The organism is Pseudomonas sp. GL-R-19 (assembly GCF_019956375.1).
Lineage (GTDB): Bacteria > Pseudomonadota > Gammaproteobacteria > Pseudomonadales > Pseudomonadaceae > Aquipseudomonas.
This window is the reverse complement of sequence record NZ_JAHBDJ010000007.1, coordinates 28,618-55,514: the sequence shown is the minus strand read 5'-3', so window position 1 is coordinate 55,514 and position 26,897 is coordinate 28,618. Positions and strand designations below refer to the sequence as shown.

Annotated in this window: 24 protein-coding genes; 6 read left to right on the top strand and 18 right to left on the bottom strand. The window is 59.9% G+C overall.

All coding sequences use genetic code 11. The annotated features are described in order from the left end of the window. Positions 1 to 23: 23 nt before the first annotated feature. A complete protein-coding gene (gene gabT, locus KGA83_RS04245; protein ID WP_108219350.1) occupies positions 24 to 1,316 on the bottom strand; it encodes a 4-aminobutyrate--2-oxoglutarate transaminase in 1,293 nt (430 codons plus the stop codon). A 287-nt stretch (positions 1,317 to 1,603) separates the two neighbouring features. On the opposite strand from gabT, the gene KGA83_RS04240 reads away from it, so the two are divergent. The 5 genes from KGA83_RS04240 to KGA83_RS04220 all read left to right on the top strand — a co-directional run bounded on the left by KGA83_RS04240 (position 1,604) and on the right by KGA83_RS04220 (position 5,236). Then, on the top strand, positions 1,604 to 2,530 hold the full coding sequence (locus KGA83_RS04240) for a 2-hydroxyacid dehydrogenase (protein ID WP_150752395.1): 927 nt from the start codon (positions 1,604 to 1,606) through the stop codon (positions 2,528 to 2,530). A gap of 464 nt (positions 2,531 to 2,994) precedes the next feature. After that, on the top strand, positions 2,995 to 3,852 hold the full coding sequence (locus tag KGA83_RS04235; protein ID WP_223528616.1) for a GNAT family N-acetyltransferase: 858 nt from the start codon (positions 2,995 to 2,997) through the stop codon (positions 3,850 to 3,852). Between the two features lie 57 nt (positions 3,853 to 3,909). Continuing rightward, positions 3,910 to 4,617 carry a cupin domain-containing protein gene (locus KGA83_RS04230; protein WP_223528614.1) on the top strand — a complete coding sequence of 236 codons (708 nt, stop codon included), beginning with the start codon at positions 3,910 to 3,912 and terminating at the stop codon, positions 4,615 to 4,617. 85 nt (positions 4,618 to 4,702) lie between these two features. Next, the gene (locus KGA83_RS04225) at positions 4,703 to 4,924 is read left to right on the top strand and encodes a twin-arginine translocase TatA/TatE family subunit (RefSeq protein ID WP_108219354.1); all 222 of its coding nucleotides are present in this window, start codon (positions 4,703 to 4,705) and stop codon (positions 4,922 to 4,924) included. Positions 4,925 to 5,074: 150 nt separating this feature from the next. Next, positions 5,075 to 5,236, top strand: a complete 162-nt coding sequence (locus KGA83_RS04220; RefSeq protein ID WP_223528611.1) for a hypothetical protein — start codon at positions 5,075 to 5,077, stop codon at positions 5,234 to 5,236. Between the two features lie 260 nt (positions 5,237 to 5,496). On the opposite strand, the gene KGA83_RS04215 is transcribed toward KGA83_RS04220, so the two are convergent. The 12 genes from KGA83_RS04215 to KGA83_RS04160 all read right to left on the bottom strand — a co-directional run bounded on the left by KGA83_RS04215 (position 5,497) and on the right by KGA83_RS04160 (position 20,219). Beyond that, positions 5,497 to 6,576 (bottom strand): tartrate dehydrogenase, encoded by a 1,080-nt coding sequence (locus tag KGA83_RS04215; RefSeq protein WP_108219355.1) that lies wholly within the window; start codon positions 6,574 to 6,576, stop codon positions 5,497 to 5,499. 41 nt (positions 6,577 to 6,617) lie between these two features. Then, positions 6,618 to 8,075, bottom strand: a complete 1,458-nt coding sequence (locus tag KGA83_RS04210; protein ID WP_108219356.1) for an NAD-dependent succinate-semialdehyde dehydrogenase — start codon at positions 8,073 to 8,075, stop codon at positions 6,618 to 6,620. Positions 8,076 to 8,798: 723 nt separating this feature from the next. Then, positions 8,799 to 9,956: an acetylornithine deacetylase gene (argE, locus tag KGA83_RS04205; RefSeq protein WP_223528609.1), complete on the bottom strand. Its 1,158-nt coding sequence runs from the start codon at positions 9,954 to 9,956 to the stop codon at positions 8,799 to 8,801. After that, the gene (locus KGA83_RS04200) at positions 9,953 to 11,107 is read right to left on the bottom strand and encodes an NAD(P)/FAD-dependent oxidoreductase (RefSeq protein WP_223528606.1); all 1,155 of its coding nucleotides are present in this window, start codon (positions 11,105 to 11,107) and stop codon (positions 9,953 to 9,955) included. Before KGA83_RS04200 ends, argE begins: the two co-directional genes overlap by 4 nt. After that, complete coding sequence (locus KGA83_RS04195; RefSeq protein ID WP_223528603.1) at positions 11,104 to 12,495, bottom strand: NAD(P)/FAD-dependent oxidoreductase; 1,392 nt, start codon at positions 12,493 to 12,495, stop codon at positions 11,104 to 11,106. The genes KGA83_RS04200 and KGA83_RS04195 overlap by 4 nt, the downstream gene beginning before the upstream one ends. Continuing rightward, the gene (locus tag KGA83_RS04190; protein ID WP_052964739.1) at positions 12,477 to 12,785 is read right to left on the bottom strand and encodes a (2Fe-2S)-binding protein; all 309 of its coding nucleotides are present in this window, start codon (positions 12,783 to 12,785) and stop codon (positions 12,477 to 12,479) included. Before KGA83_RS04190 ends, KGA83_RS04195 begins: the two co-directional genes overlap by 19 nt. Further along, entirely contained in the window at positions 12,782 to 14,626 is a 1,845-nt protein-coding gene (locus tag KGA83_RS04185; protein ID WP_223528600.1) for an ABC transporter ATP-binding protein, read from the bottom strand. Before KGA83_RS04185 ends, KGA83_RS04190 begins: the two co-directional genes overlap by 4 nt. A gap of 1 nt (position 14,627) precedes the next feature. After that, entirely contained in the window at positions 14,628 to 15,500 is an 873-nt protein-coding gene (locus KGA83_RS04180) for an ABC transporter permease (protein WP_108219362.1), read from the bottom strand. Further along, positions 15,497 to 16,453 (bottom strand): ABC transporter permease, encoded by a 957-nt coding sequence (locus tag KGA83_RS04175; protein ID WP_108219363.1) that lies wholly within the window; start codon positions 16,451 to 16,453, stop codon positions 15,497 to 15,499. Before KGA83_RS04175 ends, KGA83_RS04180 begins: the two co-directional genes overlap by 4 nt. 46 nt (positions 16,454 to 16,499) lie before the next feature. Beyond that, positions 16,500 to 18,146, bottom strand: a complete 1,647-nt coding sequence (locus KGA83_RS04170; RefSeq protein WP_108219364.1) for an ABC transporter substrate-binding protein — start codon at positions 18,144 to 18,146, stop codon at positions 16,500 to 16,502. A gap of 93 nt (positions 18,147 to 18,239) precedes the next feature. Continuing rightward, complete coding sequence (locus KGA83_RS04165; RefSeq protein ID WP_108219365.1) at positions 18,240 to 19,514, bottom strand: NAD(P)/FAD-dependent oxidoreductase; 1,275 nt, start codon at positions 19,512 to 19,514, stop codon at positions 18,240 to 18,242. Between the two features lie 36 nt (positions 19,515 to 19,550). Then, positions 19,551 to 20,219, bottom strand: coding sequence for a haloacid dehalogenase type II (locus KGA83_RS04160; protein ID WP_108219366.1), 669 nt, complete (start codon positions 20,217 to 20,219; stop codon positions 19,551 to 19,553). Between the two features lie 862 nt (positions 20,220 to 21,081). On the opposite strand from KGA83_RS04160, the gene KGA83_RS04155 reads away from it, so the two are divergent. Next, complete coding sequence (locus KGA83_RS04155; protein WP_223528598.1) at positions 21,082 to 22,569, top strand: aldehyde dehydrogenase family protein; 1,488 nt, start codon at positions 21,082 to 21,084, stop codon at positions 22,567 to 22,569. Positions 22,570 to 22,771: 202 nt separating this feature from the next. Here KGA83_RS04155 and KGA83_RS04150 read toward each other — a convergent pair whose 3' ends face one another. Genes KGA83_RS04150 through KGA83_RS04130 form a run of 5 tightly spaced genes read right to left on the bottom strand, consistent with a single transcriptional unit; the run spans position 22,772 to position 26,893 of the window. Next, on the bottom strand, positions 22,772 to 23,476 hold the full coding sequence (locus KGA83_RS04150) for a 2-oxo acid dehydrogenase subunit E2 (protein ID WP_223528595.1): 705 nt from the start codon (positions 23,474 to 23,476) through the stop codon (positions 22,772 to 22,774). Positions 23,477 to 23,479: 3 nt separating this feature from the next. Further along, positions 23,480 to 23,713, bottom strand: coding sequence for a lipoyl domain-containing protein (locus KGA83_RS04145; RefSeq protein ID WP_108219369.1), 234 nt, complete (start codon positions 23,711 to 23,713; stop codon positions 23,480 to 23,482). Positions 23,714 to 23,717: 4 nt separating this feature from the next. Continuing rightward, positions 23,718 to 24,743 (bottom strand): alpha-ketoacid dehydrogenase subunit beta, encoded by a 1,026-nt coding sequence (locus KGA83_RS04140; protein ID WP_108219370.1) that lies wholly within the window; start codon positions 24,741 to 24,743, stop codon positions 23,718 to 23,720. A 24-nt stretch (positions 24,744 to 24,767) separates the two neighbouring features. Further along, a complete protein-coding gene (locus KGA83_RS04135; protein WP_223528720.1) occupies positions 24,768 to 25,847 on the bottom strand; it encodes a 2,3-butanediol dehydrogenase in 1,080 nt (359 codons plus the stop codon). Between the two features lie 56 nt (positions 25,848 to 25,903). Then, positions 25,904 to 26,893, bottom strand: coding sequence for a thiamine pyrophosphate-dependent dehydrogenase E1 component subunit alpha (locus KGA83_RS04130; protein WP_108219371.1), 990 nt, complete (start codon positions 26,891 to 26,893; stop codon positions 25,904 to 25,906). Between the last annotated feature and the right edge of the window lie 4 nt (positions 26,894 to 26,897).

The window sequence follows — 26,897 nt, the reverse complement described above, 5'->3', positions numbered from 1 at the left end:
ATTGCGCCAACCGAGACCTGAGATTAATCCAACACTCGCAACAATGCCGCTTCAAGAATTGTCAGCGCTTCGTCGATCTGATTTTCTTCGGTTACCAGAGGAGCCAGGAAGCGCAGCACATTTCGGTACACCCCGCATTTGATCACCAACAGCCCGCCAATCCTGGCCTGATCGATCAGTTGTTGGGTGAGCTCTGCATCGGGGCTACGGGCCTCATCGTCTTTGATCAATTCGATTGCCAGCATGAAGCCGGTGCCGCGCACGTCACCAATACGAGGGTGACGTGCCTGCAAGCGCAGCAGGCCCTGACGCAGCCGCTCGCCCAATACCTCACCACGCTCGAGCAACTGATCCTGCTCGTAAGTTTCGATCACCGCCAACGCGGCCGCACAAGCCAGGGCGTTACCGCCGTAGGTACCGCCGAGACCACCGGGTAATGGCGCGTCCATGATGTGCGCACGACCTACCACGCCCGATATTGGCAAACCACCGGCGAGGCTCTTGGCGACGGTGACCAGATCCGGCTGAATCCCGGCGTGCTGGAAGCCGAACCATTTACCGGTACGGCCGAATCCGGTCTGAATCTCATCGAGAATGAGCACGATGCCATGTTGCTCGGTCAGAGCCCGCAGCGCCTGGAGAAATTCCGGCGGCGCGGACAGGAAGCCTCCGTCGCCCTGCACCGGCTCGATGATGATCGCAGCTACTCGATCCGGAGCGACTTGGGTCGCCAGCAATTCGTTCAGGGCTTGCAGCGCCATCTCACTGCTGAAACCACGATAGGCGTTAGGGTATGGGGTATGGAAGACTTCGGGAGCGAAGGGCCCGAAGTTCTGCTTGTAGGGTTGGCTCATGCCAGTCAGGGTCGTACCCAGTAAAGTACGCCCATGGAAACCGCCACGAAAGGAGATAACGGCTGAACGATTGGTATGCGCGCGGGCGATCTTCACCGCGTTCTCTACCGCCTCTGCACCAGACGTAAACAGCGCCGCCTTGTAGGCTTCTTGGCCACCCACCAACTCGCACAAACGCTGTACCAGGTCTATGTAGGGTTTGTAGGCCACCACCTGGAAGCAAGCATGGCTGATCTTTTGCAATTGGGTCTGCACTGCCGCGACCACCTTCGGGTGATTGTGACCGATGTTCAAAACGCCAATGCCGCCGACGAAGTCCAGGTAGCGCGTCCCGTCCACGTCCCACACTTCAGAACCCTGGGCCCGGTCGATGACCAGCGGGTGTGCCGTGACCAAACCCCGTGGCACGAATTGATCGCGCTGACGGAGCAAACTCGGGGTTTCTTCGACTTTACTGTTCATGGCATCTCCCATAGTGAACCTGGCAACCGGGAAACGGCTGCGATGTGTTCCAAAGGTTAAGCTTTCGACGCAATTGTCTAAGCCGAACTTGGCCTCTGAGAAATTCGGATCGACTGTTTTCACCCTGGTAAACAGCAGAATCCTTCAGCTGTAGCCAGCGCCCATGGAATCTGCCGACATGCGCCCCATACAACGCAACGTTATGCGTTTACGCAGATTCTTTCGACATATCCTGCTCTGCCACTCGGGCATGCTGGATACTCCCAATCTGAAGCGAGAAGTTACCCATGGCCCTGCTCTATAAAGCTGACCCGGTGCGCGGCGAACAATGGAAGCGCCTATTCGCTGAGCACGCTCCAGATATCGAATGGCGTGCCTGGCCGGACATCGGCGATCCGAAGGATATTCGCTACCTGGCAGCCTGGCAGGCGCCGGACGATCTCGAAACATTGTTGCCAAACCTGCAGGTACTGTTCGCCTTGTCGGCCGGCGTCGACCAACTTGACCTTGACCGTCTGCCAACGACCCTGCCGGTGGTACGTTTACTCGACCCGAGCATCACCCGGGGCATGTGCGAATACGCCAGTTTTGCGGTGCTCAGCCTGCACCGGGATATGCTCCGTTATCGCCAGCAACAAATGGCTCGGTGCTGGCAGGCTCACCTGCTGCAACCGGCAGCCAAACGGCGGGTAGGTGTAATGGGTCTCGGCACACAGGCTCAACAGATTCTGGCCACCTTGCAGACCTTTGGGTTCGACTTATCGGGCTGGGCACGCAGTGAGCATCGCATTGCCGGGGTGGACTGCTTTGCGGGTGCCGAGCAACTTCCAGCGTTCCTCAGCCAGTGCGACATAGTGCTTTGTGTCCTGCCATTGACCGAGCAGACTAAAGGGATTCTCAACCGACAGTTGTTCCAGCACCTGCCCAAAGGTGCTGCCTTGGTCAACATGGGCCGGGGTGGGCACCTGATAGAAGAGGATCTGCTGGAGGCTTTGGCCAGCGGCCAGCTCAGCGCGGCGGTGCTCGACGTACTGGAACAGGAGCCGGCAGCGCCGGACCATCCCTTCTGGCACCATCCGCAGATATTGCTGACACCGCATATCGCTGCGATGACCCAACCGGAAAGTGCGTTTAGCGTGTTGCTGGAGAATATCCGCCGGCATCAACGCGGTGAGTCAATGCTTGGCCAGGTTGACCGCGAGCGAAGTTACTGAGCAACGGCTGTCAACTCACCAGTAACAACCAACTGGCGCCAGATTTTTTAGGTTCTTCACGCAATCCAGGGAAACTGTAGGAGCCAGCTTGCTGGCGATGGACTCAAGTACGCCGCGTTTATCCGGTTCACAAGCGTTATCGCTATCGACCATCGCTGCGATGCGGCGACCCGACAAGTCGGATCGCCGCATCGCAGCTCCTGCAAGGGAGCGTGCCCACGCTTTTTTTAAGCAATGTACCCATCAGCAGCGCCTTTGGCTTTGCCCTGCAGCCTGAAAACCGACCCGGTATTTGCTGCCGATCTTGCCTCTCATTTGAGCAGCAACTGTGGCCTGCAGCGCTGTCGCCTACAGAATCTGCCGAATCAATGACCGCCTCTTGTCAGGCCTCACAGCAGGTGAGATACCAACACTTTCAGCGGAGAAATCCGACCGGTCACGCTCCCTGTCTACGGAGATCTGTCATGTCCAACTCGCAACGCCCTGCGTATACCTATCGCCCCATGACCCCGGCCGATGTGCCGCTGGCCCACGCCTTGTCCGTACAGTTGAAATGGCCCCACCGCCTGGAGGAATGGGCCATGTTGCAGCGCATCGCGCAGGGTTTTGTCGTAGAAGATGGAGGTCATCTGATCGGTACTGCGTTCACCTGTGCGCAGGGAGATTACGCCACTATCGGCCTGGTGATCGTCAGTGATGAGTACCAGGGCCAGGGTATAGGTCGCAAGCTGATGGAACTGGCACTTGAGGCTTGCGGATCACGTACCGCCATGCTCAATGCGACGCTGGCCGGTGCCCCACTTTATGCCAGTCAGGGATTCATTGACTTTGGACATATTCAACAACATCAGGGGCATGTGCTGCCTCCAGTACCCAATGATCTGCCAGCCGGTGAGCGCTGCCGCCCGCTGACCGAAGCCGATCGAAGCGATCAAATCGAACTGGCCAACGCCGGCAGCGGCCTGAACAGACACTCCGTGCTCAACGATCTGTTCGATACTGTCGAACACTCGGTCGGTATCGAGCGCGGGGGTCAGCTACGCGCCTTCGCCATGCTGCGCCCATTCGGCCGTGGTCGCTGCATCGGCCCGGTCATCGCGGAAAATCCAGAGCAAGCCAAGCACTTGATCGCGGTGTTGTTGGCCCAAGTGCCGGACGCATTCGTGCGCATGGATATACCGTCCGATAGCGGACTGGCCCCTTGGCTGGAGGAAGCCGGGCTGAAGCAGGTCGACACCGTTGCGCAAATGGCTCGTGGTACCCCACCGCAGGCTTTCGGCGGAGTGCGCCAGTTTGCGCTGGTGACTCAGGCCATCGGCTGACAAACCCCACAGATCCATCCAACGCCACACGACACATATTCCTGGAGAAACTCCTTCATGCAAGAGCCCACTGCAGTGCTGTTGGCACACGCCGACGGCAGTCCCGTTTCAACAAAATTCACCCCCGGTTCGTTAGGGGCCAACGATCCTTTCGACAGGCATATTGCATATGTCGGGACGGATGACATTGCTGCTGGCGTGGTCCAGGCGAGCGGACAATTCAGCGTCAATGAATATCCCTACAGCGAAATGATTGTGGTACACGCGGGACAAGTCACCCTGCAGAGTCAGGATGGCACGCTCCAACTAAATCCCGGTGATAGTGCAGTGATTGCCCGGGGTACGTGTCTTCAAGTCGATGCGCAACCCGACTCTCTCTGGGCATTCTGCGCGGATACCCAGCTCGTTGAGGCATGCAATCCCGGGTTAACGCCTCTCCCCCAACTAACCCTGCTCTCTCCCTCGGCAGCACCGGATGCAGAAATTCTGCTAAGCCCCGCACCGCAATGTCGCTCGCACAATTTATTTGTGGAAGAACCGACCAACCTGCGCATCGGCGTCTGGGACTCGACACCCTATACCCGCAAGGCGAGGCCGCACATGCTGCATGAACTGATGCACCTGCTCGAAGGTAGCGTCACTCTCCAGGTAGCGGACGGGACCCATTTGACGGTCAACACTGGCGATACAGTGTTCGTGCCCCGAGGCGCCCCATGCGCCTGGAACAGCAGCGTCTATGTACGCAAGTTCTACGTCGTCAAGTAACTCGAACCGCGTTAGCGCCGGCAGATGGATTTCTCCTTCGCCGGCCCCACCACAAAACCGATCAATAACTTGCGGAGTACAGACAATGGGATTGGGTGGCTTCAGTACCGGAAAACTCCTGATCATCCTGTTGATCGTGGTCACGCTGTTCGGAACCAGGCGCCTGAAAGGCTTGGGGGCGGATCTCGGCGATACGATCAGGGGGTTCCGCAAATCCATGGGCGACGATAAGCCAGTCACTGAACCGCCCAGCGACCCGCCCATTGACGCTCAGGCGCGCACGCTCGAAGACTCGGTAAAACCCTAATTTATATCGGCTTTGACGAACGGCTATTGATGGACCAGGCAGCTCTGAAGAGATAACTGATCGCGCCATTGAAGCTCGTGGGCGTGGCGAGTGCCCAAGCCCCAGTCACCATTCAAACAGAGGTGAGAAGCGGGAATGGAAGTGCAGCTGATGTCAGACAAGTCTGTCGCTGGGGAAGCATTCTGGGAGCGCGTGTGCGCAGCCTATCCTGAGCAGCGCCCCCGATTGAACCTGAACAACGCGGCCGTGAGTCCGCCGCCGCTGGTGGTAGAGCAGGCCATGCACGAACCCTCTGTTCGCGCCAGTACGTAGACCGCTTTTGGCCGAACGGGATATGTGCGACCGATCGTATTCGCGCCAATTCTGCGCGCACAAAGACGACAACCCTCCCCCTCAATATAGTCCGCAATTAGTCCATCCAGGGCCGTGCACCGGGTCGATAGTTGCGTAGATCGAGAGCATCTTTCCCGGTAATCCGTGATGAACCAAAAAAAGCCCGCAGTGTGAACGGGCTAAAAGGGTGACACACAAGAATGAGTAGAGCGGTGAAGCCGACCGGGTGTTTCCTCAGCTCAAAGCGCCGCGGCGATTGCCATACCGACATCCTGGGTCGAGCCCTGCCCTCCCAGATCGGGGGTGATCGGCCCCTCGGAGATAACCTGCTCGATGGCCTTGAGAATACCGTCATGGGCCGCACGGTAGCGCTCATCGCCATTGCCCAGGAAATCCAGCATCAAGGCACCGGACCAGATCATCGCAATCGGGTTGGCGATGTTCTGCCCGTAGATATCCGGTGCTGAGCCGTGGACCGGTTCGAACAGCGAGGGGAAGCGTCGCTCCGGATCGAGGTTGGCCGAGGGGGCGATGCCGATGGTACCGGCGCAGGCAGGTCCCAGGTCGGACAGAATGTCGCCGAACAAATTGGACGCCACGACCACATCGAAACGATCCGGTTGCAGCACGAAGCGCGCACAGAGAATGTCGATGTGTTGCTTGTCCCAGCTGACCTGTGGGTACTGCTGCGCCATTAGCGCCGTGCGCTCGTCCCAGTAGGGCATGCTGATGGAAATGCCGTTGGACTTGGTGGCCGCGGTCAGACGTTTTCGCGGCCGGGTCTGGGCCAGATCGAAGGCGAACTTGAGAATCCGGTCCACGCCGCGCCGGGTGAACACCGACTCCTGCAGCACGAACTCATGCTCGGTGCCTTCGAACATCTTGCCGCCGACCGACGAATACTCGCCTTCGGTGTTTTCTCGGATCACCACGAAATCGATGTCCCCCGCTTCACGTCCGGCCAGCGGACACGGCACGCCGGGAAACAGCCGCACCGGGCGGATATTCACGTATTGGTCGAAGTCACGGCGAAACTTCAGCAGCGAACCCCACAGGGAAATGTGATCCGGCACTTTGTCCGGCCAGCCCACGGCGCCAAAGTAAATCGCGTCGAAGCCCTTGAGTTGTTCGAACCAGTCGGCGGGCATCATCTGCCCGTGTTCCAGGTAGTAATCGCAGTGCGCCCAGTCGAGCACTTCGATGCTCAAATCCAGCTGCCATTTCTTCGCCGCCTGTTCCAGTACCCGCAGTCCTTCCGGCAGTACTTCCTTGCCGATACCATCGCCGGCAATCGCGGCGATTCTGAATAGTTTGCTCATCAATCGTGGCTCCTCAATGTCCTGTTCAAACGGTGACCGGATCACAGCCCGCCAATGTGGAAGGCTTTGACTTCAAGGTATTCATCCAGGCCGTACTTGCTGCCTTCACGGCCAAGACCCGATTGTTTGATACCGCCGAATGGGGCGACTTCCATGGAAATGAGCCCGGTGTTGAGACCGATCATGCCGAACTCCAGCGCCTCGCCGAACCGCCATGAACGGCGCAAATCCTGGGTGAAGAAATAGGCGCCCAAGCCATAAGGCGTGGCATTGGCCAGGGCCAGCGCTTCTTCTTCACTGGTAAAGCGCATCAGCGGTGCAACTGGGCCGAAGGTTTCTTCGTTGGCCAGCAACATCCCGGCATGGGCCTCACCGAGTACCGTCGGCTGGACGAACTGGCTGTCGCCCTCAGGGATACCGCCACAAAGCAGACGGGCTCCCTGACTCAAAGCATCGTCGATATGCCGAGCGACCTTGTTCACCGCGGCCGCATTGATCAATGGGCCAATGGTCACGTCGGCGTCCAGGCCATTGCCGACCTTGAGCTTGCCCACCTCCTCCACCAGGCGCTGGGCGAAGCGCTCGTAGATTCCGTCCTGCACCAGGATCCGGTTGGCGCAAACGCAGGTCTGGCCAGCGTTGCGGAACTTGCTGAGCATGATGCCGGCCACTGCCTGTTCCAGATCAGCGTCGTCGAACACAATGAACGGCGCGTTACCGCCCAGTTCCAGGCTCAAGCGCTTGATGTGTTCGGCGCTCTGGCGCATCAGCAGCCGACCGACAGCAGTGGAACCGGTGAAGGAGATCTTGCGCACCGTCGGGTTGCCGGTCAGCTCTTCGCCGATGCCGGAGGGCATACCGGTCACTACGTTGAACACCCCGGCCGGAATGCCGACGCGTTCGGCGAGCACCGCCAGAGCCAGGGCGGACAGTGGAGTCAGATCCGAGGGTTTGACGATGACCGGGCAGCCGGCCGCCAAAGCGGGTGCGCATTTGCGGGTGATCATCGCGTTGGGGAAGTTCCACGGGGTGATCGCGGCACAAACCCCGACCGGCTGCTTGAGCGTGAGCAAGCGGCGGTCGCCACTGGGTGCCGGTATGGTTTCGCCGTAAACCCGGCGGGCTTCCTCGGCGAACCATTTGACGAAACTGGCGCCATAGCGGACCTCGCCCTTGGCTTCATTCAGCGGCTTGCCTTGCTCGCAGGTCATGATCAACGCGAGATCGTCCAGGTTGTCGATCATCGCCTGATACCAGCGCTCCAGCAGCGCCGCCCGTTCTGCCGCCGGGCGTGCGCGCCAGGCCGGCCAGGCGCGTTCGGCAGCTTCGATGGCGCGTCGGGTTTCGCTGCCGTGCATCGCGGGTACGCGGGCGAGCAACTGGCCGCTGGCCGGGTCGATGACGTCAAGGGTGGCGTCGTTGTCGGCGCTGATCCACTGACCGTCGATGTAAGCGAGTTCTACCAGCAGGCTGGGGTCTTTCAGGCGATTGTTGAGCATGGTCGAGTCCTGTTCCGAGACAGCCTTCAGTCTATTGTGTCGTCCCGGACGAGGATGCTGAAAGCGCCGCCCCGGCAGTCGTCGAATGCTGAAAATCGGCATGCGACGGCAGGCTCTACTGTTGGTGGGGTGATGGATATTGTCGCGGTCAGACGATGTAGTGCTTGACGATGTCATTCAGTTTGCAGGCCAAGATCAACAGCTTCGCGAGCAGGCCCCCACAGTTGGACTGGGTACATCCGGAGAAGATTGATCGGCTGACAGGCCGCCATCGCAGCGATGCGGCGACCCGACAAGCCAGCTCCCACAAAAAAATCAGCGCCCATCCGCTCTGCTTTTCACCACTCATCAGGCCGAGCGTTAGCTCGCCTGCAGCTGTTGATCTTGATGCACCTATATCGAGAGGCCGAGTGGAGGTTCTGCGCAGTGGGCAACCCGGCATGGATGCCGGGTTAGCCGCGCACGGCCATGGATGGCCGATCGCGGCGGGCCCTGTAGGAGCGAGCTTGCTCGCGAAAAACCTGAGAGCACCGCGGGGTGTCAGGCTCCCCGCGTCATCGTTGACCTCCATCGCGAGCAATCGAGCGTCGACCGGCTGCTCCTACAGGCCGGGCGGCGTTCCGTTTTTCCAAGTGACTCGCTGTAAAAGCGAAACCAATAGTAGCCGTGACCACAGAAACGGATATGTACACCAATCAATGTTCGGTGTCAGCAAGCGGGACACTAAAGCCGCATCGAGCCCAACAACCCTTGCAGGAAGTGTTCGCCGGCTTCCATCTGGCTGATCTCGATGAACTCGTCAGGCTTGTGTGCCTGTTCTATCGAGCCCGGGCCACAGACCACCACCGGCACATCCAGGCGTTGTTTGAACAGCCCGCCCTCAGTGCCGAATGAAACTTTGGCAGTGCCAATGTCCGGGGCGGCGAAGTTTTTCAGGAAGCGCACCGCTTCGACGCTCGGGTGGGTATCGAGGCCCGGATAGACGTTCAGGGTTTCGATTTCGATATCCGCCACACTGGACAGCTTTTTGGCTTCGCGCACGATCACTTCGGCACGCTCGCGCATCTGTTCCAGGAACTGATCCAGGTCGTCCGCCGGCAAGTTACGCACTTCAAAATCCAGGGTGCACAAGTTCGGCACGATGTTCAGCGCCTTGCCGCCGATAATCTGCCCGACATGCACAGTGCTGTAAGGCACGTCGTAATCGGTATCCTGAGCGCCCTGCTCTTGTAGCTGATGTTGGCTTTGACGCAGCGCAGCAATGAAATCGCAGGCCACATGAATCGCATTGACCGAGCGCGGTGCCAGGGAGGAATGTGCCTCCAGACCGCGACAGTAAGTGCGGTAAGAACCCTTGCCCTTGTGCCCGAGCACAAACTGCATATTGGTCGGCTCACCGATCACGCACAGAAACGGCCGCACCGGTGCCAGGTGCAAAACGTCCAGTAAGCGTCGAACACCCACGCAGCCGATTTCTTCGTCATGGGACAGCGCCAGTTGCAATGGCCGACTCAATGAATGGTCGGCGGCGTCGAGCATGGAGTCGATGGCCAACGCGATAAAGCCCTTCATATCGCAACTGCCACGCCCGTAAATCCGTCCGTCCTGCACCGTTGCCTGAAACGCTGGAAAGGTCCAGGCCTGCCCCGCTGCCGGCACCACGTCGGTATGACCGGACAGCAGAATCCCCGGCACTTCCCGCGGCCCGGTACTGGCGAAGAGGTTGGCTTTTTTGCCAGTGGAGTCCTTGACGATCAGCGACTCGATGCCCTTGGTCAGCAGCAGATCGCGCACGTATTCGATCAAGGCCATGTTCGACTCCGAAGAGACGGTTTCAAAGGCCATCAGGCGTTCAAGAATGTCCAGTACACGGGGCTTCATGAGACCTTGCTCCGTTGCTCGACTGAAGCAGCGAACCGGTTGATGGAGAACGGCGAAATCGAAGTGCTGGTGCTGCCGGTGCTGATCAGTTCCGCCATCACATCGCCCACGCCCGGACCGAGCTGGAAGCCATGACCGCTGAAACCGAACGCATAGAACAAACCATCAATGGTGCCGCTCGGCCCCATTATGGGCAGGGAATCAGGCAGGTAACCTTCGATACCACTCCAGACCCGAATGATGTTCAGGTTGCCGACACCCGGCAGCAGGCGACGCATCTGATCGAACTGATTGAGAATGCTGCGCGGCTCGACATAGGCCCGGCGGTTGAGCATGTCCGGCTCGCTACGATAGCCGCCACCGATAATGATGTTTCCACGGGGTATTTGGCGGAAATAAATCACTTCCTCGGGAATCTTGGTATAGACACCGATGACTGTCGGCAAGGCGTAAGGCACTGGCTCGGTCACGGCCATTTGCGGACCATGGGTTTCCAGCGGCACCGGTTCGCCGAATTGCGCCGAGAGTTTTTGGCCCCAGGCGCCAGCGGTGATCAACAGCTGAGCGGCGCAGAACTGACGACCGTCGGTGGTGCTGATGTGGAACTCACCGCCGACCTTTTGCACCTCGGCCACTTCCGTGCGCTCTTCGATCTGCGCACCGAGGCGTCGTGCCGCGCGGGCAAATGCCGGGGCCGCCAGACGCGGGTTGGCATGCCCATCGTGGGGGGCATAAGAGCCGCCTTTCACATCCGGGCCGAGAAACGGAAAGCGCTTGTGTAATTCGTCGCCACTAAAGATCTTCAGCTCCAGCTGCTCTGCCTCAGGAGCGTCTGCGTAGGCTTGCAGCTCGGCGATCTCGTCTTCGCGGTAACACACCCGCATATGCCCACTGGCGATGAATTCCAGGTCATCGTCAATCAGTTCTGGCAGACGCTTCCATAACGCCCAGGAACGATTGGCCAGTTCCAGCTGCCCGAGATAACGCCCTTGACGTCGCACGTTGCCGAAATTCACGCCGCTGGCGTACTGACCGATCTGGTCGCGCTCCAGCAAAATCACCGACTGCCCGCGCAGGCGCAGGAAAAACGCCGCCGCCGAGCCCATCAGGCCGCCGCCGACAATCACGACATCGGCTTTCTGTACCGTCATGGCGACACCTCCTCGGTGAGTATCGAAAGGGGTTTGACCGGCGCCTGCCCCCGTTGTCGGCCGACCTGTTGCACGCTGACGCCCGCGGCAGCGGCAATCACCTCTGCCCCGGCCTGCGAGCAATAACGCCCCTGGCAGCGGCCCATACCGACCCGACTGAAGGCCTTGGCCCGGTTGACTTCACAGGCCCCCTTCTCACTGACGGTCCGACGCAACTCGCCGGCCGTGATCATTTCGCAGCGGCAGACGATCGCCTCATCCGGCAGCGCTTTGGCCTGGGCAGAAGGCCACGGAAACGCCTGGGCCAGTCCGAGACGAAACTGATCCATTACCGCCAGCACGTGCCGTTGTTCGTCGCGCAACCCGACGTTCATCGGTTGCTGCTGATCCTCCAGCAGCGCCATGGCCACCAGTCTCCCGGCGTGTTCGGCCGCATCGGCGCCGCGAATCTTCGAACCGTCACCGGCGGCATACACGCCGCTGACCGAGGTCCGGCCATCTTCATCCGTAGCCAGCCACCATTGGCTCGACGCTTCATCGAAGCGCATACGGCAACCGGCCAGGTCGGCCAATTGAGTTTCCGGGCGCAGGTGATAACCCAGCGCGACGGCATCGCAATCCACCGTCAAGGTCTCACCGCGTGCCGTGCGCACGCGTACGCCACTGACACCGCTGGCCGCATCGCCCTGCACTTGAAGCGGCGAAATGCCCAGATGCACCGGGATCTTCGCGCGATACAACTGCGCCAATAACTTCATCCCGGTGAACAGCAACCCCGGGCGCGCCAGCAGTTTCGGCATGGCAAGGATGCGTTTGCTCAGAGGCGAAGTGTCGAGCACTGCCGCGACCTTCGCTCCCGCCTTCACATACTGACTGGCAACCAGATACAGCAACGGCCCGCTGCCCATGAACACCACGCGGTGGCCGATGGACACAGCCTGAGATTTCAGGGCGATCTGCGCACCACCGAGACTATACGTGCCCGCCAACTGCCAGCCTTCGATCGGCATCAAGCGGTCGGTGGCACCGGTGCAGAGGATCAGCGCGTCGTAATCCACCGTCGAGTGCTTGCCCTGGCTGACACAACACAGTTGCCCCGGTGTCAGGTTCCACACCAGCGTGTCCGGGCGATAGTCGATCTGCCCGCGCAAGCGATCGAAGCTCTGGTGCAGATCGTTGGCCTTGGCGGCTTCGGTGCCATACAGCGTGGCGTAATCCCGGGTAAAACCTTCGGGCTGGCGACGGTAGATCTGCCCGCCATCCCGGCGATTCTCGTCGATCAGGATGGGCTTTAATCCAGCGGCGACCAGGGTTTCGGCACAACGTGTACCGGCCGGCCCGGCGCCGACGATAACGACTCGATGAGTGCTCAGCCGCGCAGTGGCCATATCGCCTCCGGTTGTGTGGTGACAATATCCAGGCCTTCACGGACCTCATTGGAACAGGCGCGTAGACGCTCGCCGCTGCGGGTCCAGACCCAACAGTCCTGGCAGGCTCCCATCAGGCAGAAACCGGCGCGGCGGCCCGAATCGAACTCCGATTGGCGCAAGGCCGAACCCTGAGTCAGCAACGCGACCATCAGCGTATCGCCCTGCAGCGCCTCGATAGGCTTGCCGTCTACCTGAAGTTTGATGATGGGCCGGCCCTGTTCGGCCAGCCTTACGAAACGCCCGTTCATGCATAGGCTCCCACGGTCATGCTGTTGGAATCCTGCTGAGCTTTCAGCAGCTCGGCACTGTCGTGATGGCAAAGGACTTCACTGCCGCCAACAATCAACCGACGATCCGGCGGGACGCAATTGCACAGGCCGTCAACCCGCACCGGGCAGCGATTGAGGAAGGTGCACAACCCTGGCACATTGGCCTTCGCACCTATAGGCGGCAGCGTGCCACAGGTCGTTGTTCCGCAGCTTTCCAGCCAGCCCTGACGCAACTCCGGCACCGAATGGATCAACAGGTCGGTATAGGGATGGAAGGGTGCTTCAGCGTACGATTGTCGAGTACCGGCCTGAATCTTGTGGCCGCTGTACATCACCACAATGTCGTCGCACAGGGCTCGCACGGTGGAGATGTCATGGCTGATGAACAGATAGGACACGCCCAGTTGCTGACGCAGGTCGCGCAACAGTTCGAGAATCGCTGCACCGACCACGGTATCCAGTGCCGAGGTCACCTCGTCGCAGAGAATCAGATCCGGTTTGGCCGCCAGGGCCCGGGCCAGATTGACCCGTTGTTTCTGCCCGCCGGACAGTTCGTTCGGACGACGTTCAGCCAGCGTGCGCGGCAAACGAACGAGATCCAGCAACTCACCGATACGCTCGCGCAAAGCCGCACCCTTGAGGCCGAAGTACATCTTCAGCGGGCGACTCAGAATAGTGCTGACGCTGTGCATCGGGTTGAGTGCGGTGTCGGCATTCTGAAAGACCATTTGAATGCGTCGGAACTGCTCGTCGGTGCGCGACGACAGGCTGCCTCCCAGGGGCTGGCCATCGAAGGTCAGCCCGCCGAGGGCCGGCGCCAACAACCCGGCCACAACCCGCGCCAAAGTCGACTTGCCAGAACCTGACTCACCGATGACGCCAATCGCCTGGCCTCTGCGAACCGTCAGATCAATGTCCTCCAATACCAGGATCGATGGCATGCCATGCGCGTTTTTGTTGCCGTAACCGGCGGTCAGTCCCTGGATAGTCAGCAAAGGCGTGTCTTCAGCGACACCGCAGGGTGGACGGATGGTGGTGTCCGGCCGTGCTGCCGCCAGCAAGCTGCGGGTGTATTCGTGGGCCGGGCCTTTAAGCAAGGGTGCCGTGGCGCTCTGTTCGAAGATCTCGCCACCATTGAGCACCACGATCTGATCGGCCATCTGCGCCACTACGGCCAAGTCGTGGGAGACATAGACCGCCGTCGCGCCACGTTCACGGACCACCCGTTTAAAGGCGCGCAGCACATCGATCTGGGTGGTCACATCAAGCGCCGTCGTCGGTTCGTCGAGCACCACCAGCAATGGATCGCTGATCAGCGCCATGGCCGCCATCACACGTTGCAGTTGCCCACCGGAAACCTGATGAGGGTAACGCTGGCCAATGTGATCGGGGTCTGGCAGGGCCAGGTCGCGGAACAACTCGATGGCCTTGGCCTCAAGCACAGTCCTGCTGCCCAGGCCATGAATCAACGCGCCCTCCACCACTTGGTCGATAAGTTTTTTCGCCGGATTGAACGCCGCGGCGGCGCTCTGGGCGATGTACGACACACGGTTGCCGCGCAAGCCTTGCAGCTCGCCTTCGCTCAACGCCAGCATGTCGTGTTCGCCGATCTGCACCACCCCGCCCGCCAACCGACAACCGCGTCGGGCATAACCGAGTAACGCCAGGGCGATAGTGGTCTTGCCGGAGCCGGACTCACCGATCAACGCCAGCACTTCGCCTTTCTGCAGGGAGAAGCTTACGCCCTTGACGATTTCCACATCACCGAGCTCGCCACAGGCGACCACTCGCAGGTCCTGAACGCTAATTAATGCACTCATTTCAATGACCTCCCGAACGTCGACTACGTCGCGACGACAGTCGGTCGATAAACAGATTCACACCGATGGTCAGGGTGCCGATGGCCAACGCCGGAATCACGATGGCCGGCGCCCCCTGGTTGAGACCGCCGATGTTCTCGCGAACCAGCGAGCCGAGGTCGGCATCCGGTGGTTGCACACCCAACCCGAGGAAACTCATGCCACTGAGCAGCAGCACGATGAAGCCAAAGCGCAAACCCAGGTCCGTCAGCACCGGGTTGAGCATGTTCGGCAGGATTTCCACGCAGGCGATGTACAGCCGACGCTCGCCGCGAGTACGGGCCACTTGCACATATTCCAGCGCTTCGATGTTCACCGCCATGCTGCGGGCGATGCGGAATGCGCCCGGGGTGAAGCTCAATACCGCCGTGCAGATCAGCAAGGTGACCGAGGAGCCGAAGGCCGAGACCATGATCAGCGCCAGCATCTTGCTGGGGATTGAAATGAAAGCGTCCATCAGGCGACTGATCAACTCATCCAGCCACTTCGGCGACACCACCGACAGCAACGCGAAGCTGGTCCCCAGACCGCTGGCCAACACCGCCGCCACCAAGGCCAGGCCGACGGTGAATCGTGCGCCGACGAGGATCCGGCTGAGCATGTCGCGGCCCAGGTAATCGGTGCCGAACGGGTAAGTAGCGCTCAGGGTGTCGAAGACATTATCAGAGACCACTTCCCCGACCGGATGCGGTGCCAGCCATGGGCCGAAGATGGCCACCAGCAACCAGATCACACATATCGCAGCGCCGATCAGGCCGACCCAGGACGATCCGTGGGAAACCTTGCCCAGTGCCAATTTGGTAGTAGTCGGCGATTTCACAATGAGATTGTTCATTGATTTCTCAGCCTCGGATTGGAAAGAATCGCGCACAGGTCGGCAATCAGCACCAACGTCAAATACGCCGTACAAAACAACATGGTGCAGGCTTGAACCAGGGCCATGTCGCGGTTGGTCACGGCATCGACCATCAGGCTGGCGATGCCGGGGTAGTTAAAGATCGTTTCAACGATCACCACCCCGCCCAACAGGTAAGACAGGCTCAGGGCGATGGCATTGGCAATGGGTCCGATGGCGTTGGGCAAGGCATGGCGTAAAACGATCCGAATCTTGCTCACACCTTTGAGCCGGGCCATTTCCACGTAAGCGCTGTCGAGCTGATCAATCACTGCCGCCCGGGTCATGCGCGACATTTGCGCGACGATGACGCAGCACAACGTCATCACCGGCAACGCGTAAGTGCGCATGAATTGCCAGGGTGAAGTGATGTCACTGGCGTAGGACAGCGCCGACAACCAACCCAGGTTCACCGCGAAAATCAGAACCGCCAGGGTCGCGACCAGAAACTCCGGCACCGCAACCATGGTCAAGGTGAAAAAGCTCAGGAAACTGTCGATGCGCCCTCCCCGGCCCATGGCCGAACCGATGCCCAGAAACAACGCCACCGGTACTGACACCAGCGCCGTCGCGGCCGCAAGCATCAAGGTATTGGGCAGACGCCCGGCCATCAAGTCACTGACCGGCATGGCGTTGGACACCGACTGCCCCATATCACCGCTAAGCAGGTTCATCAACCAGTGCAGGTAACGCAACACACCGGGCTGATCCAGCCCCATTTTCAGGCGCAAGGCGGCCACTTGTTCCGGCGTGGCGAACTGCCCCAGAGACTGTTGCGCCGCGTCCCCCGGCAGCACCGCCGTGATGGCGAACACCACCATGGACACAATCAACAAGGTCACGATCGCCGCGCCCAGGCGCCGGCCGATCAACCACAGTGTGTTGCTGTTCATCACCCTATCCTCATGCAATGTAGCTGCAGCAAAAACCCGACTTTCATCAAGCGTCCAGCCAGACCTGCTCGGCAAACATGTACCCCATGAAACCGCCCAGGGGGTTGGTGCCGTAGCCCTTGACTCGCTGATCGGCGCCATCGATGTTGCTGATGAACACCGGCACGCCGATACCGCTGTGCTCATGCACCAGGGTTTGCATATCTGCGTACATCTTGCCGCGCTTGGCCTCGTCGGTTTCACCTCGGGCTTGTACCAACAGTTGGTCGAACTGTTCGTTTTTCCAGCCGGACTCATTCCAGGGTGCTGTCGACTGGAAGAACTGCGAGAAAAGCATGTCGGCATTGGGCCGCGGATTGATGTTGCCAAAGCTCAGCGGGTGCTTCGCCCAATGGTTGGACCAGTAGCCATCGCTCGGCAGGCGGTTGACGTCGAGCTTGAGCCCCGCCTGTTTGGCTGACTGCTGCAGCAGCACGGCGATGTCCACCGAACCGGTCGCAGCCGGCGAGCACATCAGCGGCATGGTAATGCTTTCCATGCCGGCCTTTTTGAGCAGGAACTTGGCTTTTTCCGGATCGTAGGCACGTTGTGGCAGGTCGGCGTTGAAGAAGCGCGCACCGGGTGCGATCGGGTGATCGTTGCCGACCCTGGCGTAGCCACGGAAAATCGCCGACTTGATCTGCTCGCGGTCCAGCAAGTATTTCATGGCCTGGGTGAATTCCGGGCTTTGGCCTGGCAGCTGGTCCTGACGAATGATCAGGTCAGTGTAGTTACCCGACGGCGAGTCCACTACCTGATGCCTGGTGCTGCCCTTGATGCGAACCGTTGAACGCGGGTTAACCTCGTTGACGATGTGTACGTCGCCCGACAACAGGGCGTTGACCCGTGACGACTCGTCGGCAATGGCAATAAATTCGATCTCGTCCAGATAGGGCAAGCCGGGTTTCCAGTAATTGGAATTGCGCACACCAATCGAACGCACCCCTGGCTTGAACTCCTTGGCCTTGAACGGGCCGGTACCGATGCCCTGGCTGAAATCGCTCGTACCCTCGGGAACGATCAACATGTGAGAGATGGCAAGAACCGACGGCAATTCAGCATTCGGGCCGCTCAATTGTATCTGCACTTCGTGCGTGCCGACGGCCTTGACCTCGGCGAACTGCGACGCCAGCGGCAGGACCTTGGAGCCGGTGATCGGGTCCTTGTGCCGCAACAGGGAAAACACCACGTCAGCGGCGGTCAGGGGCTTGCCGTTGTGGAAGGTCACTTCCTTGCGCAGGCTGATCACCCAGAGCGTGGCGTCAGTGGTTTCGATACGCTCGGCCAGCTCCAGTTGCGGCACCATATGGCTGTCGAAACGGGTCAGGCCGTTGTAGAACATGTAATGGCGCACGTAGTCGGTGGACGACGAACCTTTGGCTGGATCCAGGGTGTCGGCGGTGGAACTGGACGAGCCTGCGACGCGGATACGACCGCCGGGCTTGCCTTTGCCAGGGCTTGCACCTTCATCATCGGCAAACAGTTTGCCAGCGGCGCCGAACAGACTGCCAGCCCCCACTGCGGCCACCCCTGCCAACCCCAGCATTTGCAACGCATTGCGGCGTGACATGCCGCGATTGAGCCCTTCAAAAACACGCAGACTTTCTTCACCGGTGATCAACTGGGAGTCGATATTCTTTTTATCGTCAGTCATGTCAGTCCAACCTTTCGCAAATGATAAGGCTCAAGTGCTGGCGATTAAGCGCAGCGTGATTGAAACGTAAAAATGAGAAGCAACCACATGAACTCAGTGCAGGTAGTCCTGCAGGCGGTAATACGCTCCCACCAGAGGCAGGAACCAGGGTTTGCCGAAATGCCCGGGAATCGCCGGCCAATCGAGTTCGCGCCACGGATTGGCCTCGACCTTGCCAGCCATTACCTCGGCCATGACCTGCCCCATGTGCACCGACATTTGCACCCCATGACCGCTGTAGCCCATGGAGTAATAAACCCCTCCATGCTGCCCGGCGCGGGGTAACCGATCGGAGGTCATATCCACGAGACCACCCCAGCAGTAGTCGATCTTCACGCTAGCCAGTTGCGGAAACATCTGGACCATCGCCGCCTGCAATACCTTGCCGCTCTTGGCGTCGGAAATGCTGTCGGACATGGCAAACCGGGCACGACCGCCAAACAGCAAGCGGTTGTCCGGCGTCAGGCGGAAGTAGTTACCGATCATGCGGCTGGTGACATAGGAGCGCCGTGCCGGTAGCAAGCTGTCGATCAGGGCCTGCGGTAGCACCTGCGTGGCGATCACGAAACTGCCCACCGGCACGATCCGCCGCCGATACCAGCCCAATCCGCCCTGCTGGCACGTGCCTGTGGCCAGCAGAACCTGCGTGGCGTGTAGCGAGCCCTTGGTGGTGTTGACCTGATAGCCGCCGGCTCCGGCTTTCCAGTCCGTCACTGTCACGCCCTGAAAAATCGATGCGCCATGACGTGCCGCCGCTTCGGCCAGCCCGACACCGAAGCGCCCGACGTGCATCTGCACGCCGTTGCGCTGCAGCATGCCTCCATGGAACTGCACCGAGTTGGCTTCAGCACGGGCCTCTTGCGCGGACAGCAATTCGACATCGGCATCCACCTCTCGCCGAATCAACTCGCAGGTGCGCGCCAGGCTTTCGTAATGCATCGGCTTGGCGGCCAGCTTGAGCTTGCCATTACGCGTGAGATTGCAGGCAATCTGCTCCTGCTCCACCAATGAAACGACGCTCTGTACGGCGCTTTCATAGGCCTGGTAATAAGCACGCGCCTTATCAGCGCCGAGGCTGGCGCTGAGTGCCGCGTAGTCCTGGGCAACGCCGGTGCTGCAGTGACCACCATTACGCCCCGAAGCCTCGCCAATCACTCGCCCGCCTTCCAGTACCACCACACTGGCCCCCTTCAAGGCCAGGGCTCGGGCCGCGGCCAGGCCAGTGAGACCACCACCGACGATGGCCACATCGACCTGCCCGGGCAATGCGCCGAGCTGTGCACCGGTGAATTGCGGTGCGGTATCGAGCCAATAGGACTCACTGCCCATGTCTAACCCCTTTTGCCTTGAAGAGTGCCTTGAGACTTAGAGACCGACCAACCCGGGCAATGCGCCGATATCCGGGATCTGGTGGTAGCCATAGACCGCATTCGCTGGCTGCTCGTGACCACGAGCAACGAAGGCCTTGTTCTTGATCTTCATGTCGTGGGCCGGCATCAGGTCGTAACGGAAGCTGGAGGACACATGCAGGATGTCTTCCGGGCCGCAGTTGAGGTTGTCGAGCATGAACTCGAACGCCGCCAGACGCGGTTTGTAGGCCTGAGCCTGTTCGGCGGTGAAGACCTTGTGGAACGGCGCGCCGAGCTTGTCGACGTTGGACATGATCTGGCTGTCGCTGGCATTGGAGAAAATCACCAGGGGGATTTTGTCGGCGATCTTCGAAAGGCCGGCCGGTACATCGGCATGTGGCCCCCACGTCGGTACGGCGTCGTAGTAGAGTTGGCCTTCACCCCGGTACTCGACACCCCAACGTTTGCAGACGCGCGCCAGAGCGGTTTTGATGATCTCATCATATGGCCGCCAGTCACCCATCACCTGATCCAGACGATAGGCGGCAAAGTCCTTGACGAACTGATCCATTTGCTCAAAAGGGACACGATCGGCGAACAGTTCGCGCGTCATGTTTCCCATTTGAAAGTTGGTCAACGTGCCATAGCAGTCAAAGGTAATAAACTTGGGTCGAAGAAAGCTCATGAGTGCGGTCCTTAATGATGGTTGAGGTCATGACGGGGCAAGCAGTTACTCCGCTCTGGAAGCATCGGAGCAACGCTGCATCACGGATTTATTACAACACCAAGAGACCATGCATAAACTGTTAAAAGTATAGGCTGCTTGGTACAAACCACCGTTTTGCAGGGCTTGCTCAGCAGACTTTGCGGGATGCTCCAGCCCCGGGCGCTCCCCCCCTGTTTCTACGCCTTTGCGGGCTTTTATAGTGCGCTGGCAAGCCACGCACAACGCAATGTGCGGCAGTATTCATGACTGGCGAAAGGAGAACGGGGGCATTCGCTGAGCTCGCGCCCGCTGATTGTGCTGCGAGGTGAGGCGGGGCCAGGCAAGACTTCAATGCGTTTGGGGACAACCTTGCTTCTATTGGCGATAGGTGTGACATACCGGTCAAAGCAACATCTGTACGCGTCGTGACAGCTCTACAAAGGCGGCGCATTGCACGATGCAGCACCACGTCCCTTCCTGCTTATCTATATGGCCCACCACCGCCACCGATGAGCCTGCGACCGCACTGACCGGTAATGGTCTCCTTGAGCTGTCTATCAGCAAGGTTTCTGACGAAATCGGGTCAACTTGCGCTCATACAAAGTCAGCCTGACAGATACGGCAGATTCTCCCTTGCAAACCTCAAGAACAGCACATTTCATCTGGCACGCTTTGTTAGCTTATTGAGAAGACGCGGCATAGCGATGTCCTGGTCGCCACGGCGATGTTCTGGTGATTTCCACGTTCGGCTTGATCTATGTTTCAGCGGCCTTGCAGGGTCATGAGCCAGACCGCCCTCTGCTGCTTGCAGTGCCTATTACCGCTCAAGGGAGCCAGTTGGATGACAATACAATCTTCGAATAGCTACAGCGTTGATCCGCAAACGTCTCACAAGTTTTATATCAATGGCTGTTGGTCTTCCCCGGCAATCCCGGCAAGTTTGCCGGTGGTCAATCCGGCAACTGAAGAGGTCGTTGCGCAGGTCGCGCAAGGCTCCGCCGAGGATGTTGATCGGGCAGTAGCTGCGGCGCGTGCAGCATTTGCTGGTTGGTCTGCTACCTGCGCAGAGTCGCGCGCGCTTGTCCTTGGAAAGATCCATGAGCTCATCCTTGAGCGAAAAGAAGTGCTCGCGCAGGCCCTCTCTCTCGAAATGGGCGCTGCCATCGGTTCCGCCCGGGCAATGCAAGTGCCTCTCGCGGCCGAACACGTTCGGGTCGCCCGCGACCTCCTGTCCACTTATCGTTTCCAGACGGTTGAAGGTGGAACCGCGATTGAACGCGAGCCCATAGGCGTCTGCGGTCTCATCACTCCGTGGAACTGGCCGCTTTATCAAATCGCCGCGAAAGTCGCCCCGGCTATTGCTGCCGGGTGCACTGTGGTCCTCAAACCAAGCGAACTGTCGCCTCTGAGCGCCCTGCTTTTTGCACAACTGGTCCACGACGCTGGCCTTCCACCAGGCGTCTTCAACCTCGTGAACGGAAGTGGATCCGAGGTCGGCGCAGCGATGGCTGCGCACCCTGATATCGATATGATTTCGATTACCGGCTCCAACCGCGCGGGCGCGCTGGTCGCACAGGCGGCCGCCCATACGGTGAAGCGCGTCACGCAAGAATTGGGAGGCAAATCCCCGAACATTCTGCTTCCCGACGCCGACTTTGCCAAAGCCGTTCCATTGGGCGTGATGTCGGCGTTCCGCAACGTCGGACAATCGTGCAGCGCCCCAACACGAATGATCGTACCTAAGGACCGGCTGGCGGAGGTTGAATCGCTGGCAGCCGAAACCGCCAATGCGATCATCGTGGGTGATCCGCAATCGGAAGCTACGGTGCTCGGTCCCATTGCCAACGAGGCCCAGTTCAATCGCGTGCAAGCCATGATCGAGGCAGGCCTGAGTGAGGGTGCAAAACTCGTTTGCGGCGGACCCGGACGTGTGCCGGGTTTTGAAAAGGGCTTCTACACTCGACCGACAGTATTCTCCGAGGTAGATACGGCAATGCGCATCGCCCAAGAAGAAATTTTCGGACCGGTGCTGTGCATTATTCCGTATGAAACGATCGAAGAGGCGGTCGTTATCGCAAACGATACGGTATACGGCCTGAGCGCCCATGTTCAGTCTCAGGACCTTGATCTAGCGCGTGCAGTGGCCTCTCGTATCCGCGCGGGACAAGTGCTTCTGAATTACCCCGCCTGGAATCCAATGGCTCCATTCGGTGGTTATAAACGTTCTGGTAATGGTCGTGAGTATGGTGTCTACGGCTTGGAGGAATACCTGGAGACCAAGGCAATCATTGGATTCGGCGGATCACTTGATAGTACTTCCCGCACGTAAAACTCATTCAAATGTCCGGTACTGTCCAATTCGGCTAGCCACCGATGCGGACGCCCATCGCACAGACCGGATGAATCCACAGCCAAAAGCGGACGCTTTTCAAACGTCCGCACGGCTGGATTGTCTTAAGGAAATCGACTCGTCCTCAGCCTTTTTCGCTCAGCCTCCAGGCCGGCCTCGACAATGACGCGCCAGATCCGGCTCATGGTGGCTCTACCCCTTCGATTCGCTGGCACAGATCATCGAGGAAGTCTGCGGCAGGAGCACCGTTCACGGCCCGGTGATCAAAGGTCAGCGAAAGACCCATGAAGTCGCGCTCCGATAACGAACCATCAGCGCCTCGTTGCAGGCGACGCTGGATGCCTCCCAGCCCGATAATGGCCACCTGAGGGACATTGAGGATGGGCGTGAAGAAACGCACCCGCGACAGCCCCAGGTTGGTCACGGTCACCGTGGCACCCGTCAGCTCCTTCACCGAGAGCTTCCCGGACAGTGCCTTGTCCACCAGGGCCCGGCGTGCAAATGCCAAGCCCTGCGCATCCAGTTGGTCGGCATCGAACAGTGCGGGCGCCACCAGCAGATCGTCCGGCAGCGGGATCGCCAGACCGAGATGCACCGAACCATGCCGCGTGATCTGGTTATCCTGCAGGGTTGCGTTGAGTCCCGGATGGTTCTTCAGGGAACATACGATCTCATACAGCAGCAGGTCCTGGAGCGATACCTGGCTACCCGCAGCCTTCAGCTGCGCCCGTTTCGCCTGCAGGTTGGTCAACTCGCATTCAGCGTGGTGAGTCAGTTGCGCTGCAGTCTGCAAGCTTTCGCTCATCTTCGCAGCGATCATTTTTCGCATGCCTTTCAAGAGCACGGTGCTACCGGTACGGGCAGCAACATTCTGTATGTGCCCCATGGCTCACTCCACTAACCCGATGGTCGCGCCTTTGGCGACCACCGCGTCTTCTTCTTCGAGGATTTTCAGCACGCCTGAAGCCGGTGCCTCGATCTCGAACTGGGCCTTTTCAGACATGATTTCTGCCACCAGGTCGCCTTGGCCAACTTCGGCGCCATCACTGACCAGCCAGGAGGTGATCACGGCTTCGGCGTCGCCTTCCCAGAGGTCGGCGGGAATCAGGATTGAGTTGGACATGTTGTTATTCCTCGTTCTTCAGGTTCTGGAAGGCCGCAACGATCTTTGCTGCGCAAGGCAGCGCCCATTGCTCCATAGGCGGTGTGAAAGGAATCGGAATGTCGGGGAAAGCCACTCGCTGCGGGCACGCCTTGAGCATCCCGATGTCGTGTTCGACGACGCTAGCGATGATTTCGCCGCTCACACCGAAGCTGTGGTAGTCCTCGTCGACAACGATAAGTCGGCCGGTCTTGCGCACAGAGGCGATGACGTGCTCACGGTCCAGCGGCACCAGACTGCGCAGGTCCACCACTTCGGCGCTGACACCCTGCTGCTCCAACTGCCGGGCAGCGCGCAGCGCGTGATGCACACCGGCACCCAGGCTGACGATACTGACATCACTGCCTTCGCGAACCGTCTTCGCCTTGCCTATCTCCACGGTATAGGGTTCCTCCGGTACAGCCACCGTGGCGCCCTTTTCGGTACCCAGCCAGCCCATGCCCTGCAGCGACTTGTGGAACAGGTAGATGACCGGGTTGTCATCACGAATGGCGGCGGTCATCAGGCCCTTGGCGTCGTAGGCGTTGCTCGGCACCACCACCTTCATGCCTGGCAGGTGAGCGAAGGTGCCGTAAAGGCACTGCGAATGCTGCCCGGCGTCGGAGTAGCCGGCACCGGTGGATGCCATCAGCACCATGGGCACGCTGACCTTGCCGCCGGAGAAGTAGGTGTTCTTCGCCATCAGGTTGTAGATCGCGTCCATACAGACGCCGAAGAAGTCGACGAACATCAGTTCGACAATCGGACGCATGCCGTCAGAGGCCGCGCCCACGGCCGCGCCGATGAAGGCGGTTTCCGAGATAGGCGTATCACGAATGCGCGCGCTGCCGAATTCTTCATGCAGGCCACGGGTGTTGCCGAACACCCCGCCGAGTTGGCCAATGTCCTCGCCCATCACGAAGACGCGTGGGTCGAGGCGCATTTCCTGGGCCATCGCCTCGGCCATGGCGCGGGCGACGGTGAGTTTGCGTTCTTTGATTGTTGCGGACATGTCTCGTTTCCTCCGTCGATGGGATCAGTGACGGGCAGCGGCAGGCGCGAACGGCCTGACGATGATCTTCACGTTCTGGTCCTTGTTGTTAACCAGCTCCTCGAAGCCCTGCTCGAGGATGTGTTCCAGTTCGATCCGCCCGGTGATCAGCGGAGTGACGTCCAGGCGGCCGTCGGCGATCAGAGCGATGACATCGGCGAACTCACCGTTGTAGGCCAAGGCGCCAATGACCTGCTTTTCGGTGGCGACGATTTCGAAGAAGTTGAATTCGCTGGGCTCCTCGAAGATGCCCACCATCACGCAGCGCCCGCCCTTGCGAATGACATCGATAGCCAACTTGGCAGTGCTCTTGTGGCCGATGCACTCGAAGGAAACCGCGGCACCATATCCATCTGTCAGTTCGCGCACCGAAGCAATGGCATCGCACTGGCTGGGGTCAAGCACCTCGGTGGCCCCCACCTCAAGCGCCTTCGCCTTGCGCGCCGTGGACATTTCGAGCGCGATGATCCGGGCCGCACCCGCGGCACGGGCGCACATGATGGTGCACAGACCGATGGTTCCAGCGCCGACTACCACCACAGTCTGGCCGAGGAGGCTGCCGGCCTTCTTCACCGCGTGCATGCCAACCGCCAGAGGTTCGATCAGCGCGCCGGCCTCATCAGGGAAACCTTCCGGTAGGCGGTACAGCAGATTTGCCGGGATGTTGACCAGTTCAGCGAACGCACCGTTGTTCATCAATCCGGTGAAGGCGAGGTTCTCACACAGGTTGTATTGGCCCTGCTGGCAGAACCAGCATTTGCCGCAATGCTGGCAAGCATCGGCGGCCACACGCTCACCTACTGCAAAGTTCTGAACCCCCTCCCCCACGCAGACAATCTCGCCGCAGAACTCGTGGCCGAGAATGCACTGCCCTTTGAGGCCAGTCAGTGGATGGGCGGTATCAGTGGGAATGAATACCGGCCCAGCCAGGTATTCGTGCAGGTCCGAGCCACAGATGCCGCACCATTGCACACGGATTTGCACCCAGCCCGCCTGAGGTTGCGGCGGGCAGGCAACGTCCTGCAGGCGGATGTCGCGTCGGCCATGCCAAACTGCGGCCTTCATCGTTGGTTGTCGGTACATGTCGATCTCCTTCTTGTCGTTGTTGTGGCGGGCTCCGTTCACACGAACACCATTTCCAGAGCTTCTTGCGGTGCCGGATAGGCACTGTCGCGGGCGAACTGCACCGCGGCGTCGACGCGTCCCCGGGCACGTTCTTCAATGGCGGCGGCGCCGACCTCGTCCAGCACGCCCAGATCCAACAGGCGTTGGCGGTAAACCGGAATCGGGTCCTTTGCCAGCAAGGCTTGCTTCTCGCCGGCAGGACGGTAGGTTTCGCCGTCACCCATGAAATGGCCGGCCAGGCGGTGAGTTTCGATCTCGATCAGGCTCGGCCCTTCACCGGCACGGGCCCGAGCAATGGCCTCACCGGCCGCGGCGAAGATGGCATCGGCATCGTTACCCGGGACGAACACGCCGGGCATGCCATAAGCGGCAGCACGCAGGTAGTTGCGCTCGATGGCAGTCGAAGAGGCCTTGGCCACCGAGATGCCCCAGGCGTTGTCCTCGATGACGAAGACCACCGGCAGCTTCCACAGCGCGGCCAGATTCAGGGTTTCGTGGAAGGCTCCCTGGTTCGCTGCGCCTTCACCCAGGTAGGCCACGGCGACTCCGGACTTACCCTGTAGTTGGCGCGATAACGCAGCACCGACCGCAGGGCCCATGCCCTGGGCGATGATGCCGGAGCAGGAGAAGTTCACCCGTGCGTCGAACAGGTGCATATGGCCGCCGCGGCCGCCAGACAGGCCGGTCTTTTTGCCGAAGATCTCGGCGACCATCTCGTCCAGGTCTACGCCCTTGGCCACGGCGATGTGGTGTGGGCGGTGAGTGGCGGTGACGATGTCCTCCACCGCGAGGTGGGCGCAGACACCGACGGCGCAAGGCTCCTGGCCGTTGGACAGGTGCATCTCACCGGGAATTGGCCCATTGGCCATGTTGAATACAGGCGTCTTGCCTTCCATGTAGATTCGTTCGATAGACTCTTCCAGGTAACGGCTGACGAGCATCTGCTCGAGCATCCAGAGTCGCTGGGCTTTGCTGGGCGTGGTCATGGGA

What these genes read in the sequence shown, in the direction of transcription:
- gabT (WP_108219350.1), bottom strand. Translation starts at nt 1,316, where the DNA reads ATGAACAGTAAAGTCGAAGAAACCCCGAGTTTGCTCCGTCAGCGCGAT.
- KGA83_RS04240 (WP_150752395.1), top strand. Translation starts at nt 1,604, where the DNA reads ATGGCCCTGCTCTATAAAGCTGACCCGGTGCGCGGCGAACAATGGAAG.
- KGA83_RS04235 (WP_223528616.1), top strand. Translation starts at nt 2,995, where the DNA reads ATGTCCAACTCGCAACGCCCTGCGTATACCTATCGCCCCATGACCCCG.
- KGA83_RS04230 (WP_223528614.1), top strand. Translation starts at nt 3,910, where the DNA reads ATGCAAGAGCCCACTGCAGTGCTGTTGGCACACGCCGACGGCAGTCCC.
- KGA83_RS04225 (WP_108219354.1), top strand. Translation starts at nt 4,703, where the DNA reads ATGGGATTGGGTGGCTTCAGTACCGGAAAACTCCTGATCATCCTGTTG.
- KGA83_RS04220 (WP_223528611.1), top strand. Translation starts at nt 5,075, where the DNA reads ATGTCAGACAAGTCTGTCGCTGGGGAAGCATTCTGGGAGCGCGTGTGC.
- KGA83_RS04215 (WP_108219355.1), bottom strand. Translation starts at nt 6,576, where the DNA reads ATGAGCAAACTATTCAGAATCGCCGCGATTGCCGGCGATGGTATCGGC.
- KGA83_RS04210 (WP_108219356.1), bottom strand. Translation starts at nt 8,075, where the DNA reads ATGCTCAACAATCGCCTGAAAGACCCCAGCCTGCTGGTAGAACTCGCT.
- argE (WP_223528609.1), bottom strand. Translation starts at nt 9,956, where the DNA reads ATGAAGCCCCGTGTACTGGACATTCTTGAACGCCTGATGGCCTTTGAA.
- KGA83_RS04200 (WP_223528606.1), bottom strand. Translation starts at nt 11,107, where the DNA reads ATGACGGTACAGAAAGCCGATGTCGTGATTGTCGGCGGCGGCCTGATG.
- KGA83_RS04195 (WP_223528603.1), bottom strand. Translation starts at nt 12,495, where the DNA reads ATGGCCACTGCGCGGCTGAGCACTCATCGAGTCGTTATCGTCGGCGCC.
- KGA83_RS04190 (WP_052964739.1), bottom strand. Translation starts at nt 12,785, where the DNA reads ATGAACGGGCGTTTCGTAAGGCTGGCCGAACAGGGCCGGCCCATCATC.
- KGA83_RS04185 (WP_223528600.1), bottom strand. Translation starts at nt 14,626, where the DNA reads ATGAGTGCATTAATTAGCGTTCAGGACCTGCGAGTGGTCGCCTGTGGC.
- KGA83_RS04180 (WP_108219362.1), bottom strand. Translation starts at nt 15,500, where the DNA reads ATGAACAATCTCATTGTGAAATCGCCGACTACTACCAAATTGGCACTG.
- KGA83_RS04175 (WP_108219363.1), bottom strand. Translation starts at nt 16,453, where the DNA reads ATGAACAGCAACACACTGTGGTTGATCGGCCGGCGCCTGGGCGCGGCG.
- KGA83_RS04170 (WP_108219364.1), bottom strand. Translation starts at nt 18,146, where the DNA reads ATGACTGACGATAAAAAGAATATCGACTCCCAGTTGATCACCGGTGAA.
- KGA83_RS04165 (WP_108219365.1), bottom strand. Translation starts at nt 19,514, where the DNA reads ATGGGCAGTGAGTCCTATTGGCTCGATACCGCACCGCAATTCACCGGT.
- KGA83_RS04160 (WP_108219366.1), bottom strand. Translation starts at nt 20,219, where the DNA reads ATGAGCTTTCTTCGACCCAAGTTTATTACCTTTGACTGCTATGGCACG.
- KGA83_RS04155 (WP_223528598.1), top strand. Translation starts at nt 21,082, where the DNA reads ATGACAATACAATCTTCGAATAGCTACAGCGTTGATCCGCAAACGTCT.
- KGA83_RS04150 (WP_223528595.1), bottom strand. Translation starts at nt 23,476, where the DNA reads ATGGGGCACATACAGAATGTTGCTGCCCGTACCGGTAGCACCGTGCTC.
- KGA83_RS04145 (WP_108219369.1), bottom strand. Translation starts at nt 23,713, where the DNA reads ATGTCCAACTCAATCCTGATTCCCGCCGACCTCTGGGAAGGCGACGCC.
- KGA83_RS04140 (WP_108219370.1), bottom strand. Translation starts at nt 24,743, where the DNA reads ATGTCCGCAACAATCAAAGAACGCAAACTCACCGTCGCCCGCGCCATG.
- KGA83_RS04135 (WP_223528720.1), bottom strand. Translation starts at nt 25,847, where the DNA reads ATGAAGGCCGCAGTTTGGCATGGCCGACGCGACATCCGCCTGCAGGAC.
- KGA83_RS04130 (WP_108219371.1), bottom strand. Translation starts at nt 26,893, where the DNA reads ATGACCACGCCCAGCAAAGCCCAGCGACTCTGGATGCTCGAGCAGATG.